The sequence below is a fragment of the Pararobbsia alpina genome (genome assembly GCF_965118125.1).
Classification (GTDB): Bacteria; Pseudomonadota; Gammaproteobacteria; order Burkholderiales; family Burkholderiaceae; genus Pararobbsia; species Pararobbsia alpina_A.
The window spans coordinates 1585981-1600903 of sequence record NZ_OZ221287.1 but is presented as its reverse complement, the minus strand read 5'-3'; the positions used below and the strand labels follow the sequence as shown (position 1 = coordinate 1600903).

Annotated in this window: 10 protein-coding genes; 7 read left to right on the top strand and 3 right to left on the bottom strand. The window is 63.3% G+C overall.

Annotated features, from left to right (window positions below; translation table 11 throughout):
• Positions 1–30 precede the first annotated feature (30 nt).
• Positions 31–1524, bottom strand: coding sequence for a PLP-dependent aminotransferase family protein (locus ACMFWR_RS06980; protein ID WP_413194279.1), 1494 nt, complete (start codon positions 1522–1524; stop codon positions 31–33).
• A gap of 269 nt (positions 1525–1793) precedes the next feature.
• Here ACMFWR_RS06980 and ACMFWR_RS06975 point away from each other — a divergent pair, with 269 nt between their 5' ends.
• The 5 genes from ACMFWR_RS06975 (at position 1794) to ACMFWR_RS06955 (ending at position 7996) form a co-directional block, all read left to right on the top strand.
• The gene (locus tag ACMFWR_RS06975; protein ID WP_413194278.1) at positions 1794–2498 is read left to right on the top strand and encodes a VOC family protein; all 705 of its coding nucleotides are present in this window, start codon (positions 1794–1796) and stop codon (positions 2496–2498) included.
• Between the two features lie 22 nt (positions 2499–2520).
• The gene (locus tag ACMFWR_RS06970; RefSeq protein WP_413194277.1) at positions 2521–3468 is read left to right on the top strand and encodes a DMT family transporter; all 948 of its coding nucleotides are present in this window, start codon (positions 2521–2523) and stop codon (positions 3466–3468) included.
• A gap of 166 nt (positions 3469–3634) precedes the next feature.
• Positions 3635–4831 (top strand): PLP-dependent aminotransferase family protein, encoded by a 1197-nt coding sequence (locus ACMFWR_RS06965; protein ID WP_413194276.1) that lies wholly within the window; start codon positions 3635–3637, stop codon positions 4829–4831.
• Between the two features lie 19 nt (positions 4832–4850).
• Positions 4851–5315, top strand: coding sequence for a RidA family protein (locus ACMFWR_RS06960; protein ID WP_413194275.1), 465 nt, complete (start codon positions 4851–4853; stop codon positions 5313–5315).
• A 383-nt stretch (positions 5316–5698) separates the two neighbouring features.
• Complete coding sequence (locus ACMFWR_RS06955) at positions 5699–7996, top strand: EAL domain-containing protein (protein ID WP_413194274.1); 2298 nt, start codon at positions 5699–5701, stop codon at positions 7994–7996.
• 56 nt (positions 7997–8052) lie between these two features.
• Here ACMFWR_RS06955 and ACMFWR_RS06950 read toward each other — a convergent pair whose 3' ends face one another.
• On the bottom strand, positions 8053–8508 hold the full coding sequence (locus ACMFWR_RS06950; RefSeq protein WP_413194273.1) for a CopD family protein: 456 nt from the start codon (positions 8506–8508) through the stop codon (positions 8053–8055).
• Positions 8509–8699: 191 nt separating this feature from the next.
• Between ACMFWR_RS06950 and ACMFWR_RS06945 the strand changes: the two genes are divergently transcribed.
• Both ACMFWR_RS06945 and ACMFWR_RS06940 read left to right on the top strand, forming a co-directional pair.
• Positions 8700–9959: an AAA family ATPase gene (locus ACMFWR_RS06945; protein WP_413194272.1), complete on the top strand. Its 1260-nt coding sequence runs from the start codon at positions 8700–8702 to the stop codon at positions 9957–9959.
• Positions 9960–10568: 609 nt separating this feature from the next.
• Positions 10569–12275: a flagellin gene (locus ACMFWR_RS06940; RefSeq protein WP_413194271.1), complete on the top strand. Its 1707-nt coding sequence runs from the start codon at positions 10569–10571 to the stop codon at positions 12273–12275.
• Between the two features lie 340 nt (positions 12276–12615).
• Here the strand turns inward: ACMFWR_RS06940 and parC are convergent, their stop codons facing one another.
• Entirely contained in the window at positions 12616–14922 is a 2307-nt protein-coding gene (gene parC, locus ACMFWR_RS06935) for a DNA topoisomerase IV subunit A (protein ID WP_413194270.1), read from the bottom strand.
• Between the last annotated feature and the right edge of the window lies 1 nt (position 14923).

The following is a 14923-nucleotide window of genomic DNA, read 5'->3' as shown; positions in this document are numbered from 1 at the left end:
TAGGGCCGGACAGGCGGGTTTCAAGGGGGGCTAGCTGGCCAGCGCGACCGGCTCTTTGCGCTCCACGCCTCGATCGAGGGCCCGGGCCAGAAAGTCCATGAGCCCGGGATCGCCGCAATTCGCAATATTGAACCGCATCCACGTCGATGGCGACTGGTTCGGCGAAAAGAGCGCGCCCGGTGCGAGCAAATACCCGGCTTCATGGCCTGCGGCGGTGAGCACGGCCGTATCGACGCCTGTATCGGCCCAGTGGAACATGCCGTGTCCGGGCGCGGAGAACAAGCGGAAACCGACCTTTTCGAGCGCTCTCGCCGTACGTTCGCGGACGGTATCGAGCCGGCTGCGCAAGCGCTCGGCGTGGCGCCGGTAGTGGCCCTCGGTCAGGACCTTGAACACGACGCGCTCGTTAAGTTCGGGGCTCGTCATGCCGACAAGCATCTTCTGGTCGGTCAGCGCACGCGCAACGTCGGGCGAACACGCGGCGAAGCCGACGCGCAGGTTGGCGGCCAGTGTTTTCGAGAAGCTGCCGAGATAAATCACGCGCTTGAGCTGATCGAGGCTCGCGAGGCGGGTCGTCGTCGATGTCGGCGTAGCGAGATCGCAATAAATATCGTCCTCGACGACGATCAGGTCATGCTCCTCGGCGATCTTGAGAATGCGGAACGCCTGCGCGGCGCCCAGCGACGTGCCGGTAGGGTTGTGGAGCACCGTATTGAGCACGAGCATCTTCGGCTTCCACTCGATGACCAGCCGCTCGAGCGCATCGAGGTCCGGTCCATCGGCCGTATAAGGCACGCCGACAAGCCGCGCGCCCTGCGAGGCGAAGCGGCCAAACATCTGAAACCACGCCGGATCGCCGACCAGCACCGTATCGCCGGGTTGCACATAGAGGCGAGCAATCAGGTCGAGCGCCTGCGTGATGCCCGATGTCATCACGATCTGATCAGGCGAGGCAGCGATTTCGAGTTCCGACAAGCGCGTCTGCAACTGCTGGCGCAGCGGATAAAAACCTTGCGGCGTACCGAGCTGCAGCAGTTGCGCGCCGCCCTGGCGTCCGAGCGCGCGCAAGGAATTGGCGATCAGTTCGCCATCGAGCCAGCGATTGGGCAGATAGCCGAGCCCGGGGCCCTTCTCCGGACTGGTCGTGCCGATCATATTGCGCAGCAGCCAGACCACGTCGATCGCGTGCCCGACCGCCGCCGCGACGCGCGGCGTGTGCGCGAGCGCGCCGGCGGGCTCGCGCACGTAAAAGCCGGAGCCGCGGCGCGAATCGAGATAGCCCTGTGCGACGAGCCGTTCGTAGGCTTCGACCACGGTAAAACGCGATACACCCTTATCGATCGCGAGCCGACGGATCGACGGCATTCGCATGCCGGGACGAAAAACGCGCTCTTCAATACGGCGCCGGCCCCACTGAACGAGCTGTTCGACCAGCGTGAGCTGAGCCGATTCAACCGGCGAGGGGATGAGTTCAGTGCCGGGATGCCCCGGCGTACGGTCTTCTGGCGGTGTGGGAAGCGGCATGCCCGGCTCCGGACTGTACAGAAAAGTATTTGCCGGATTGTACCGTTACTGGCCCGGTACGACCCGGTAAAGTGTACGCACGATGCAGTTAGGCTCCTCGTCAGGCTTGTGTTCTTCTATCATCGCCCGCTTTGATGAAATTCGATCGGGCGCGGCGTGCGAACAACACTTGTGCATTGAACTTGTGCATTGAATCTGCACGATTGATCTGCACGACGTGTGTTGCACCGGCCCGTCTTTGCCTACCTGCCACCGAACGCCGCATATCTATGAACGTCGCTCAATCCGTCCGCTCCGCTCACGCCGTGCATATCGACCACCTCGTCGTGGCCGCGCCCTCGCTCGAGGCCGGGGTTCAACACGTGGCGAGTTCGCTCGATATCGACCCGGCGCTGTTTTCCCCGGGTGGCCAGCATCCGGGCATGGGCACGCACAACACGCTGCTGGGCCTGTGGGGCGGTGTGTACCTCGAAGTGATCGCGGTAGACCCGACCGCTCCCGCGCCCGAGCGCAAGCGCTGGTTCGGCCTCGACGGCAAGACCGTCAAGGCGCGCCTCGCCGATGGCCCGTATCTCGCGCACTGGGTGGCACGCGTTGAACGCCCGCGCCAGCTTGCACTGTGGCAAAAGCAGTATCCCGACCGGATCGCCCCCTTGATGCCGATGCAGCGCGGCGACTTCGCCTGGCATATCGGCGTGCCCGAGAACGGCGCCTTTCCGAGCTGGAAACGCAATGGCGACGGCGTGTTGCCGAGCCTTATCCAGTGGGACCTGCCGGTGCATCCGAGCGACCGTCTGCCGTATCACGGTGTCGCGCTCAAACGCCTGAACGGCTTCCATGCCAACGTCGCCAGCCTCACGAAATACCTCGACTGGCTCGGCGCCACGTCGTTGATCTCCCTCGAGCCGACGCTGGTCGGACCGAGCCTTGCCGCTGAATTCGACACCCCACAGGGACCGCGCACGCTGCGCTAGCCCTGATCTGCAGGACACCGCCATGTCATCGACGCCAAACCGCACTCCGTACCATCCGACTCAGGGCCTGCTGCTCGGCCTGCTGGGCGTCGTGACCTTCAGTCTGTCGCTGCCGATGACGCACGTGGCGATCACGCAGATCAACCCGGTGCTCGTCGGGCTCGGACGCGCATTCGTCGCGGCATTTCCGGCGGCCGTGCTGCTGCTCTGGCGGCGGGAGCGCTTCCCGAACCGCGTGCAGATCGCCCGGCTCGGCGTCACCGCACTTGGCGTGGTCGTCGGCTTTCCGGTGTTTTCGGGCATCGCCCTCAAGACGGTGCCCGCGTCGCATGGCGCCGTCGTCAACGGCTTGCTGCCGCTGGCCACCGCCATCTGGGCGGTCATGCTCTCGCACGAACGCCCGTCGCGCGCGTTCTGGGGTTTTGCGGTGCTGGGCAGCGCGCTCGTCGTCACGTATGCCGTGATCACCGGACACGGCGCGCCGGCGGTCGGGGATCTGTGGATGCTGGCCGCGGTCATTACCGGCGGCCTCGGCTACACCGAAGGCGCCCGTCTCGCGAAAGAACTCGGTGACTGGCAGGTCATCTGCTGGACGCTCGTGCTGTCCGCCCCCGTTCTGGCCGTGCCGGTCGGCTGGCTCGCCTGGCATCAGGCAGGCCCGATCACGCCGCATGTCTGGTTCGCATTCGGCTATCTCGCCATGTTTTCGCAGTTCCTCGGCTTCTTCGCGTGGTACGCCGGACTCGCAAGAGGCGGCATTGCCCGCGTCGGGCAAGTACAATTGCTCCAGATCTTCCTGACGCTCGGGTTTTCCGCGCTCTGGTTCGGCGAATCCGTCGCGCCCATCAGCTGGCTGTTTGCCGCTGCCGTGCTTGCGACCGTGGTCGCGGGCCGGCGTGCCGCGGTGACCCATGCGCCAGTGCCTGCCAGGTCCGACAAAAACGGGCCCGCGGTCCAGCCCGGTACCTGAACGGGCCGGGACGTGAGCGATTCAGACTAGCCCATTCATCCCGCGCGCTGTCTAGAATCGCTCGACACGAGCCTGGATGGCCAGATCGCATCCCGTCTTACCCGATTTCCGTGTCGGGCCTGTGCTGCCCTTTCGCAGGCCTGACCTCTAGTGCGAGAGCCCTGACATGAACCAACGTGACCTTTCCATCGCCGAGTGGCCCCTTTCCGAGCGTGCGCGCAAGCTCACGAGCTCGGCAATCCGCGAGATCCTCAAGGTCACCGAACAGCCCGATGTCATCTCGTTTGCCGGTGGCCTGCCCTCGCCCGCGACGTTCCCGACGCAGCGCATCGCCGAAGCCGCTCAGCGCGTGCTGACCGACAACCCGACGGCGTCGCTCCAGTACAGCGCGACCGAAGGGTATCTGCCGCTGCGTGAATGGGTCGCCCGCCGCTACTCGACCGGCGACGTCACGATCCGCCCTTCGCAGGTGCTGATCACAACCGGTTCGCAACAGGCGCTGGATCTGCTCGGCAAGACGCTGATCGATCCGGGCAGCAAAGTGCTCGTCGAAACCCCGACGTATCTCGGCGCGCTGCAATCGTTCTCGCTCTATGAGCCGAAGTATGTGCAGGTGCCGACCGACGAGGCAGGTCTGGTCCCCGAAGGACTGACTCCTGAACTGGTTGACGACGCGCGACTGCTCTACGCACAGCCGAACTTCCAGAACCCGACGGGCCGCCGCTTGCCGCTCGCCCGCCGCGAAGCGCTCGCCGCGCTGGCGCGCGAAGGCGCATTCCCGGTCATCGAAGACGATCCGTACGGTGCGCTCGACTATCGCGGCACCCCTCTGCCGACGCTGCTGTCGCTCGCGCCCGAACATATCGTCCATCTCGGCACCTTCTCGAAGGTGCTGGCCCCGGGCCTTCGCCTCGGCTATCTGATCGGCCCCGAGACGCTGCACTTCAAGCTCGTTCAAGCGAAGCAAGCCACCGACCTGCACACGCCGAGCTTTACGCAGCGCGTTGCCTACGAGGTCATCAAGGACGGTTTCCTCGACGAGCACATCCCCGAGATCCGTACGCTGTATCGCGAGCAGTGCGAGGCCATGCTCGCGGCGCTCGGCACGCACATGCCCGAAGGCGTAAGCTGGAACCGGCCCGAAGGCGGTATGTTCCTGTGGGTCGACCTGCCCTCGCAGATCGATTCGATGGAACTCCTGCAGGCCGCGATCGCCGAACACGTCGCCTTCGTGCCGGGCGCGCCGTTCTACGCGAACGAACCCCGCATGAACACACTGCGGCTGTCGTTCGTGACGGTGCCGCCGGCCAAGATCGACGAGGGCATCGCTCGCCTCGCCGCACTGATCCGGGCACGCATCTGACCCACTCACTGGAGAGAGCATGACCACTCAGGATGTTTACGCGAAGCTGAAGTCACTCGGCATTGAATTGCCCGCTGCGGGCGCGCCGGCCGCGGCGTATGTGATGAGCGCCCAGACGGGGAACACCGTCCTGCTGTCGGGCCATATCGCCAAGCGCGACGGCAAGGTCTGGGCCGGCAAGCTCGGCGGCGGGATTTCGACGGAAGAAGGCCGCGAAGCGGCCCGCGCCGTGGCCATCGACCTGATCGCCACGCTGCATGCCCATACGGGTGACCTGAACCGCGTGACGCGCATCGTGAAGGTCATGAGCCTCGTGAACTCGACGCTCGAGTTCACCGAACAGCATCTCGTCACGAACGGTGCTTCAGAGCTGTTCGTCGAAGTGTTCGGCGACGCCGGCAAGCATGCGCGCTCCGCCTTTGGCGTCGCACAGATCCCGCTCGGCGCCTGTGTCGAGATCGAACTGATCGCCGAGGTGCGCTGAGCCCGGTCGTTCCGGCCCTGCCTTGACCGGGCTGAAAGAACAAACGTCTGTTCAAACGCCGCTTGGGAATGTTCACATCGCCGCGTGGCGGCGAAGGCAGCAATCCTCCTCGCAAAGACGGCCCCGGATCGGGGCCGTTTCCTTTTGTTTTCCCTTTCCTGACAGTTTTCGCTACTATTTCGATCGTTTAGCCGTGTATCGACTGCGCGGCTAAACGTGCCATTACGTGCTCTGACGTGCTGTTATTTGCTGTGACGTGCTGTGCATCACCCCTTCACACGCCCCTTGGGCTTCTTTCGATCCGGGGACATGCGGCAACCTTCGACACTTCGGGCTGACCTTTGCGGGGGCGTGCGCGGCATTGTCAGGCGCGGCGCACCTCGATGAAACGCGCCTCCGCAAAACCCTCGGCGCGTTCGGCGGACCGCTCGGCGATTCGCCGTCGCTCACTGCTTGCGATTCCGTTACTCGGGGTCCTGCTGCTGGGCTTGCTCTGGATCGTCATCCTTTCCCGCCTGCAGGTCGAAAAAGAGGCCACGTATCGCGAGTCGAGCGCATCGGCCGCGATCCTGTCTGCGGCGCTCGAACAGCACACGATCAAGGCGATTCACCAGGTCGACCAGATCACGCGCTTTATCAAGTTCGAGTTCGAGAAGTCCCCCGAACATTTCGATCTGCGCACCACCGTCGAAAAGGGCGTCGTGCAGAGCGACACGCTGATCCAGATCTCGCTGATCGACCAGAACGGCAAGCTGATCGCGACCACGGCCGAAACCGATCCCAAGCCGATCGACCTCTCCGATCGGGAACACTTCCTGATCCACAAGCGCGAGAACGACGATCAGCTGTATATCAGCACGCCGGTGCTCGGGCGGGTGTCCAGGCACTGGACGCTGCAGATCACGCGACGGCTCAACTTCCCCGACGGGTCGTTCGCGGGCGTGGTGGTCGTCTCCGAGGACCCGGCTTACTTCACGAACGACTTCTACAACAACGCGGCGATCGGCAAGGACGGCGTGATCTCGGTCGTGTCCGACAGCGGCGTGATCCTCGCGCGGCGCACCGGCAGCAGCCCGCAGACCCCGGGCACCTTCTCTGCGGCGGGCAACTACCCGACGGGGCGCCACGTGTCCGGCGTGTATGACGACCCGATCGACGGCGTCTCGCGCATCGTGTCGTACCGCCATATCGACGGTTACCCGCTCGGCGTACTCGTCGGGCTGTCGGAAGCCGAAGAGCTGGCCGACTACCATCACACGCGCAATGTGTATCTGATGATGGGCTCGTTCATCACGCTCGCGCTGATTGCGTTTTTCGGGGTGTCGACGGGCCTGATCTCGAAACTGCTCGGTCGCGAGCGAGAGATGATCGATCTCGTCGAATACGACGTGCTGACCGAACTGCCGAACCGGTACCACACGCTCAAGCTGCTGCGCGGCGAGGTCGGCCAGGCGACCCATGTCGGCCGCCTCGCGCTGCTCTATATCGATCTCGACAACTTCAAGACGGTCAACGATACCCTCGGCCACAATGCCGGCGATGCGGTCCTTCAGATGACGGCGACGCGGCTTGGCGACACCGTGGGCGACGCGGGCATGCTGGCGCGGATCGGCGGCGACGAATTTGTCGTGGTGGTGCGCGGCGACCACGTCGAGGAAGCCTCGACGCGGCTGGCCGAATCGATCGAGCAAACGCTGCGCGAACCGTTCGATGTGCAGGGCACCGCGTTTGTATTACACGCGAGCATCGGCATCGCGCTGCACACGATCGCCGACGAAAGCGAGATCGACTTGCTCAAGAAGGCGGATCTCGCGATGTACAGCGCCAAGGACGCCGGCAAAGGCTGCTACGCGTTCTACTCGCCGGCACTCGCGCATCGCGCCGATCATTTGATGAAGTGGGAGCAGCAGCTACGCGTCGCCCTCGCCGAAGGGCAGCTGTTTCTTGCCTATCAGCCGAAGATCGATCTGACGCACAAGTGCATCGCCGGTTTTGAGGCTCTGGTCCGATGGGATCATCCGACCCAAGGGCTGATCTCGGCAGGCGACTTTATCCCGGTCGCCGAATCGACGGGCCTGATCGTGCCGATCGGCGATTTCGTGCTCGAGTCGGCCTGCCGCCAGCTCGGTCTCTGGCAACGCCAGGGCTATGGGTCGCTGACGCTCGCGATCAATATCTCTTCGGTGCAATTCTGGCGCGGCGACATTCTCGACACGGTCAGCCGGTGTCTGCGCGAATTCAATATTCCGCCCTACCGGCTCGAACTCGAGATCACCGAGACCGCGATGATGGAGTATCCGGATCTTGTGTCGGAGAAGATCTTCGCGCTCAAGCGGCTCGGCGTGCGCATCGCACTCGACGACTTCGGCACGGGATATTCGTCGCTGTCGTATCTGAACCGCTTCGCTGTCGATACGCTCAAGGTCGACAAATCGTTCGTTCAGGCGATTCCGCATGACCGCAGTGTCTGCGTCATGGTGTCCGCGATCATCGGACTCGCGCGATCGCTGGGACTGACCGTGGTCGTCGAAGGCACCGAGACCGAGGAGCAGATCGCGTGGCTTGCGTCAGTCGGCCACGTCGAAGCGCAAGGCTTCCTGTTTTCGCGCCCCGTGCCTGCCTCGGAAATCGCCGCGCTGATCGAGAAGTACGGCGTGTGCACGAACGCCGAGATCACTTAGGCCGGCGTCGCATAGGCCTGTGTCGCTTAGGCCTGCTTCATTCGGACCGGCTTCGTTCAAACGCGCCCGAGCACACCGAAAGCGATCGTCACGATACCGAGTACGAGATTGATCATGACGATGCGACGAATCGACGCGATCGCCGCCGCCCCGTCGGGCCAGCGTTGCGCCTGCACGGCGCGCTGCACGCGCGGGAACATCGCAAAGCGCAGGTGACCGAACAGCATCATCATGACGATGCCCGTCGCCGCCATGGCAAGCACCGGCCATGGCGCCTGCATATTGCCGACCTTGGCCATCATGAAGCCGCCGCTCAGAAGAATCACGATCACCGCCACGCTCACCCACATGAAGAACTTGCCGAGCGCCGACTCCATGAGCGGCAATCGTGACTGCGGGGTCAGCTCCGCAACGGCCGGGCGCAGGCAGAAATGGGCAAACACCATGCCGCCGACCCAGACGGCCACACTCAGGATGTGGAGGAACAGCGCGACATCGAATGCGTGAATCATTGAGCGATCTCAGGAACGTTGCGTCGGTCGCGCACGAATCGGCCGGCGCGACGTGATATGGGCGAGCGCGCAGACGGCGAGCGCACGCACAGTGCGCAGACTACCCGATTGGCAGACTCCGCGGGCGATCAGTTAAGAAAGTCTTAAGGTACGCGGTGCCAGACTAGGCGCCTGTCCCGCGTGAATCCGTCATGCCCAGCGAGCCGATGTTTTCCCCGTGGCCCCATCGCCATCGCGCATGGCTGGCCGAACTCTATCTTCATACGCTGTTCGCTTCGCGCGAGCGCGCATGCACGCTGACCGGCCCGCGCGGCTGCGGAAAAACGGCCTTTGCGAAGCACGACCTGCTGCCGTTCGCGTCGACCCATGGGATCGACACGCACTACGTGAGTTTCGGCAAGGCCTCGACGGGAGCCCCCTACGCAAGCACCGGCGACGGGACGTCGATGACTACAGCCGGCAAACCGGTACCCGCCTCGACGACTTCGATCCTGCTGGGTTCATTGGGTCATCGCGAGCCGCACGGCTCGACCGTCGATCGGGTCCTCGATCAAGCGCCCTTTGCCGGGCTCAGTCATGTCATCGGTGCGATGTCCGAGTGTCTCGCGGCCGCGCCTCGCCAGGCCATCCTGATCGTATTCGATGACGTCGAGCACCTTTCCGCCGGCGAATGGATGACGCTCGCGAGCTTCCTGAGCGTGCAGAGTGCGATGCGCGCCTCGCCGACGTGGCGGGTCTTCATGACGTCGTCGCGCCTGCCGTGGCAATCGTCCGGCACGCTCCCCTCGTCGGTCGACACGCTCGGGCGAATCGAATCCCTGCCGCATCTCGGCGAAGACTTTCTCCACGCGGCAGCTCAGTGGGTCGCAAGCCGCGCCAACGGGCACGATATGCCGATCGAGGCGCTGCGCACGACGTGGTCCGCCGTGGGCCGCTCGCCTCAGCTGTTTCGCGACACCGTGACCCGCCTCACGTGCGGCGATGCGCCGAGCCTCGCGGCCGCAGAGCGCGACGTGCGTCGATGGGCGATTGCCAGGCACTACACCGAATCGGGGCTCGGGAGGCTTTCGGACCTTCAGGCCGCGGTATTGCGCGCAGTCTGGCGATCGGGGGCCGAGTTGTACGTGGCGGACCGCCGTGCAGCCTATGCCCACGCGATCGGCGTCGAGCACGTGTCGAAAACCGAAGTCCAGGGCGCGATCAAGCGTCTCGAGCGACTGGCCTTCGTGCACCGCGACCCGTCCGGACGCTATGTGCTGAACTCAACCAGCATCGATGCGCTATTTGGCCTCGATGCGATCGAGCGTCACGACCAGGCGCGCGCGCTCGCGCTCTCAGCCCGGCATGAGCGTGACGCCAGATTGGCAACGGCGAACGTTCCTGCGCCGACGACCGCATCCGAGGACATTCGGAGCGGCATGTCCCGCCCGCACCTTGCGCTGGTCCGCTAGCTGTTTGCCTTGCTCCTGCACCACCTCGCATCACCACTCCCCATCCCTGTCTGCTGGCACCCTGCCTGTCGAGGGGCGCCGACCGACGCCTTGACCCGTGGAGGGTGAATGGCATTCCCGCCGAGGCAGTCAGGAGGCAACAGGGACTCGGTTTTTGTTTCGTCTGACAAACTAATCAAATGACGTTCACCCAATGATTTTAAAAGACTTCTATTAGTTGCCAACTAAACAAACCCCACCCGAACACGAAACATAATCGGGAAATGGGTATTTTCACGGATTTGTCAAGATTGTAACCATCATTACAATGGGGCACCCACCAGCCACCCCTCCGGCATCGGAAATCGTTACCCGATGCGGCTCTTCGCGCTCCCTCGCCTCAAGATCCTCAGATTACAGCCGATAACATCAGTAGCCCGACACTCAACTAAAATCAAGATTATTAATTTGCGTATTTTTTCGGCAAATAAAAAAATAAATCGAAATATTGATTAAAGGTCGAATGTCACGCTCCGTTAACAAAAATGTCGGTCGCATTCTGAATACTGAATTCGATTTACCGATCGACGTGCGCTTCGGCGCACATCTCTTGGAAAACGGAGTTGTTTCATGTCCTCGATCATCAATACCAACATCCTCTCGCAGATCGCTCAGAACAACCTGACGAACTCGCAAGCCAGCCTGACTTCGGCTGTCACGCGTCTGTCGTCCGGCCTGAAGATCAACAGCGCGGCGGATGATGCTGCAGGCCTCGCGATCTCGGATCGCATGACCTCGCAAATCAACGGTTTGACAGCTGCTCAACAAAACGCAACGAACGGTATCTCGCTGGCACAAACAGCCGGTTCCGCTCTGTCGCAAATCACGTCGAACCTGCAACGTATCCGCCAGCTGGCCGTGCAAGCTTCGAACTCGACCTACTCGTCGACCGACCGTCAGTCGATGAACCAGGAAGTTCAGCAACGCCTCTCGGAAATCAACCGTATCGCGTCGCAAACGCAATACAACGGCTTGAACCTTCTCGACGGCTCGTTCGGCGTCGCGAACTTCCAGGTCGGCGCAAACGCTGGCCAGACGATCAGCGTGAACCTGTCGTCCAGCGTGAAGACCTCGCAAATCGGTCAAACGTCGGAAACGACGCTGCAAATCGGTTCGGCTTCGGGTCAAAACCTGTCGTCGGGTTCGCTCGCGATCCAGCTCGGTGGCGGCGCAACGTACGCCATCGGCACGGCTAAGGCCGGTAGCGGTCAAGGCCAGGCAGCTGACTCGGCCTACGCAGCAGCATCGGCGATCAACTCGTCGGACATCTCGGGCCTGAGCGTCACGGCGACGAACACGCAAAACGTCACGCTGTCGGCATCGGTGACGACGGCTACGACGATCAACATCAACGGCACGGACGTGTACAGCGCAGGCGTCGGCGCCCTGTCGGTTGGTGACCTGATCAACGGCATCAACGCACAATCGTCGTCGACGGGTGTGACGGCTTCGCAAAACGCAGACGGTTCGCTGGCCCTGACGGCAGCTGACGGCCGCAACATCGCGATCACCGATTCGTCGAGCGCTGGCGCGATCTCGACGGGCGGTGCAGCGATCACGTCGACGGCAAAGACCCTCTACGGCACGATCACGATGTCGTCGAGCAGCACGATCGGCCTGTCGGGCACGGACGCAACGACGCTGTCGACCGGCACGAACCTGCAAGCTACGGGTCGCGCAGTCAATTCGTCGGCTTCGCTGTCGGGCACGACCGCAACGAGCTTCACGCTGAACGGCACGGTCGTCACGACGGGCACGACGTGGAACGCATCGGACCTCGCCACCGCGATCAACAACGCTCACATTACGAACGTTGTCGCATCGGCAGACTCGAGCGGCCACCTGCAACTCGAATCGTTCTCGAACGCCGGCATCACCCTGTCGGGCAGCAGCGCAGTCGCTTCGGACGCAGGTCTGTCGACGACGGCTCAAACGACGGTCTTCACGGCAGCGGCTGGCAACAGCAGCCTGGCCACCGCCGACGTTCTGACGGTCGCTGACGCACAGCAAACCCTGCTCGCAGTGGACTCGGCACTGAACGAAGTCGACAGCCTGCAAGGTCAGCTCGGCGCAGTGCAAAACCGCTTCGCATCGACGATCACGAACCTGCAATCGTCGACGCAGAACGCACAAAGCTCGCAATCGGCGATTCAGGATGCGGACTACGCATCGGAAGCGTCGAGCCTGTCGCGCGCTCAAGTTCTGCAACAAGCCGGTACGGCAATGGTCGCGCAAGCGAACCAAATCCCGCAAACCGTGCTGAAGCTTCTCCAGTAAGCGCAGTAAGCGAAGCAGTACCGAATCTGGCGCTCGCAGCCTGAGCGCCAGTGGCCTCCCCTGAGGCCTCCAAGAGTTGAACTGACTCGGCCCTGTATCCACACCCTCGGGTGCGCATACAGGGCCGATTTTTTTGGCGCCATTGATTCGGACACCCAACCACTTCACGTGGAGGCGTGGAGGCGTGGAGGCGTGGAGGCGTGGAGGCGTGGAGGCGTGGAGGCGTGGAGGCGTGGAAGCGGAGATGCGGAGATGCGGAGATGCGGAGATGCGGAGATGCGGAGAAGTATGGATCGATCGCTGAGCTCAGGCGCGATACCTCGCGCCTGAGCTCGCAGCATCAGAATGCCGGTCGCAGCGACTCGACCTTCACACGTGCCTCAGGCTTGCGCCCCTTACGCGCGCGCTTGCCGACATGCGGCTCGAGCGAGGCGCCGCCGAGCGTCACTTCAGTGGGCTTGCCACCGCGGCCCGCGCCCACCAGCACAACGCCCTTCGGCCCGATCGGCGTCGCCTGCACGAGCGTTTCCTTGCCTTCCAGCCCGATCAGCGTCACGCCACGACCGCCGCCCGACAGCGACTTCATTTCGTCCATGCCGAACACCAGCAAACGGCCGTCATCCGACAGACAGGCAACCTGCGTCGCACCCGCCCACATCGGCATCGGCGCAAGCGGAAGCGCGCCGTCGTCGAGCGTCATGAACGACTTGCCCGCCTTCAAGCGGCTGAACATGTCGCCAACCTTCGCGATAAAGCCGTAGCCAGCCGACGAAGACAGCAGCAACGCCTGATCCGCACCCGCCGCGTAGTAGTGCATCAGGTGCGTGCCCGTTTCGAGTTCGATCAGCGTCGTCACCGGTACACCGTCACCGCGCCCGCCAGGCAGCGCCGCCACGCTCACCGAATACACGCGGCCGTTACTGCCCCAGGCGACCAGCGTATCGGTGGTCCGTGCCGGGAACGCGCCATACAACGCATCGCCGGCCTTGAACGTGAACTGTGCGGCATCGAGCCCGTGGCCCTTCTGCGTACGCACCCAGCCCTTCTGCGACACGACGACCGTCACCGGCTCGTCGACGACACGCGTTTCGAGCACCGCGCGCTTTTCGGCCTGAATCAGGGTGCGACGGTCGTCGCCGTACTGCTTGGCGTCGGCCTCGATCTCCTTGATCATCAGGCGCTTGAGCGCCGTCTCGCTCGCGAGCAACTCTTCGAGCTTCGTCTTGTCGTCACGCAAGCCTTCGAGCTCCTTCTCGATCTTGATCGCCTCGAGGCGCGCAAGCTGCCGCAGACGGATTTCAAGAATGTCTTCGGCCTGGCGCTCGCTGAGCTTGAAGCGCTCGATCAGCGCCGCCTTGGGTTCGTCCGCCTCCCGAATGATCCGGATCACCTCGTCGATATTCAGGAAGACGATCATGCGGCCTTCGAGAATATGGATCCGGTCGTTGACCTTGTTGAGCCGGAAGCGGCTGCGCCGGGTCACCGTCAACGCACGGAACTCGACCCACTCGCGCAGCACGTCGAGCACCGATTTCTGGCGCGGACGGCCATCGGTGCCGATCATCACGAGATTCAGCGCAACACCCGACTCCATGCTCGTATGCGCCAGCAGCGTGTTGATGAAGTCGGTCTGATCGATCTTGCTCGATTTCGGCTCGAACACCAGACGCACCGGTGCGTCCTTGCCTGACTCGTCACGCACGGTATCGAGCTGCGCAAGAATGCTCTGCTTCGTCTGCAACTGTTCCGGCGTCAGCGACTTCTTGCCGAGCTTGATCTTCGGATTCGTGAGTTCCTCGATCTCCTCGAGGACCTTCTGGCAAGACGCATTCGGCGGCAGCTCGGTCACCACGAGTTGCCACTGGCCGCGCGCCATCTCCTCGATCTTCCAGCGCGCACGAACCTTGAGGCTGCCCCGGCCCGTCTCGTACGCCGTGGCGATTTCCGCCGCCGACGAAATGATCTGGCCGCCACCCGGGAAGTCCGGCCCCGGCAGCAACTCGCCGAGTTCCGCATGCGACAGCTTCGGATTGCGGATCAGCGCAACGGCCGCGTTGGCGACTTCGCGCATATTGTGCGGCGGGATTTCCGTCGCCAGACCCACAGCGATCCCCGATGCGCCGTTGAGCAACACGAAAGGCAACCGCGCCGGCAACAGTTTCGGCTCATTGAACGAGCCGTCGTAATTCGGCATGAAATCGACCGTGCCTTCGTCGATTTCATCAAGCAGCAGGCGCGCGACCGCGGCGAGCCGCGTTTCCGTGTACCGCATCGCCGCGGCGCCGTCACCGTCGCGCGAGCCGAAGTTGCCCTGTCCGTCGATCAGCGGATAGCGCAGCGAAAAATCCTGGGCAAGACGCACAAGAGCGTCGTAGGCGGATTGATCGCCATGAGGATGGTACTTACCCAGCACGTCACCGACCACACGCGCCGACTTCACCGGCTTCGAGTCGGCACGCAGCCCCATCTCGTTCATCGCATACAGCAAACGACGCTGCACCGGCTTTTGCCCGTCGCTGACGTCCGGCAGCGCACGGCCCTTGACGACACTGATCGCGTAGTCGAGATAGGCCTGTTCGGCGTACTTGCCGAGCGTCAGATACTCGCCGTCCGCCGGCGGTGCGAAATCCATGTCCTGCTGTTCCATA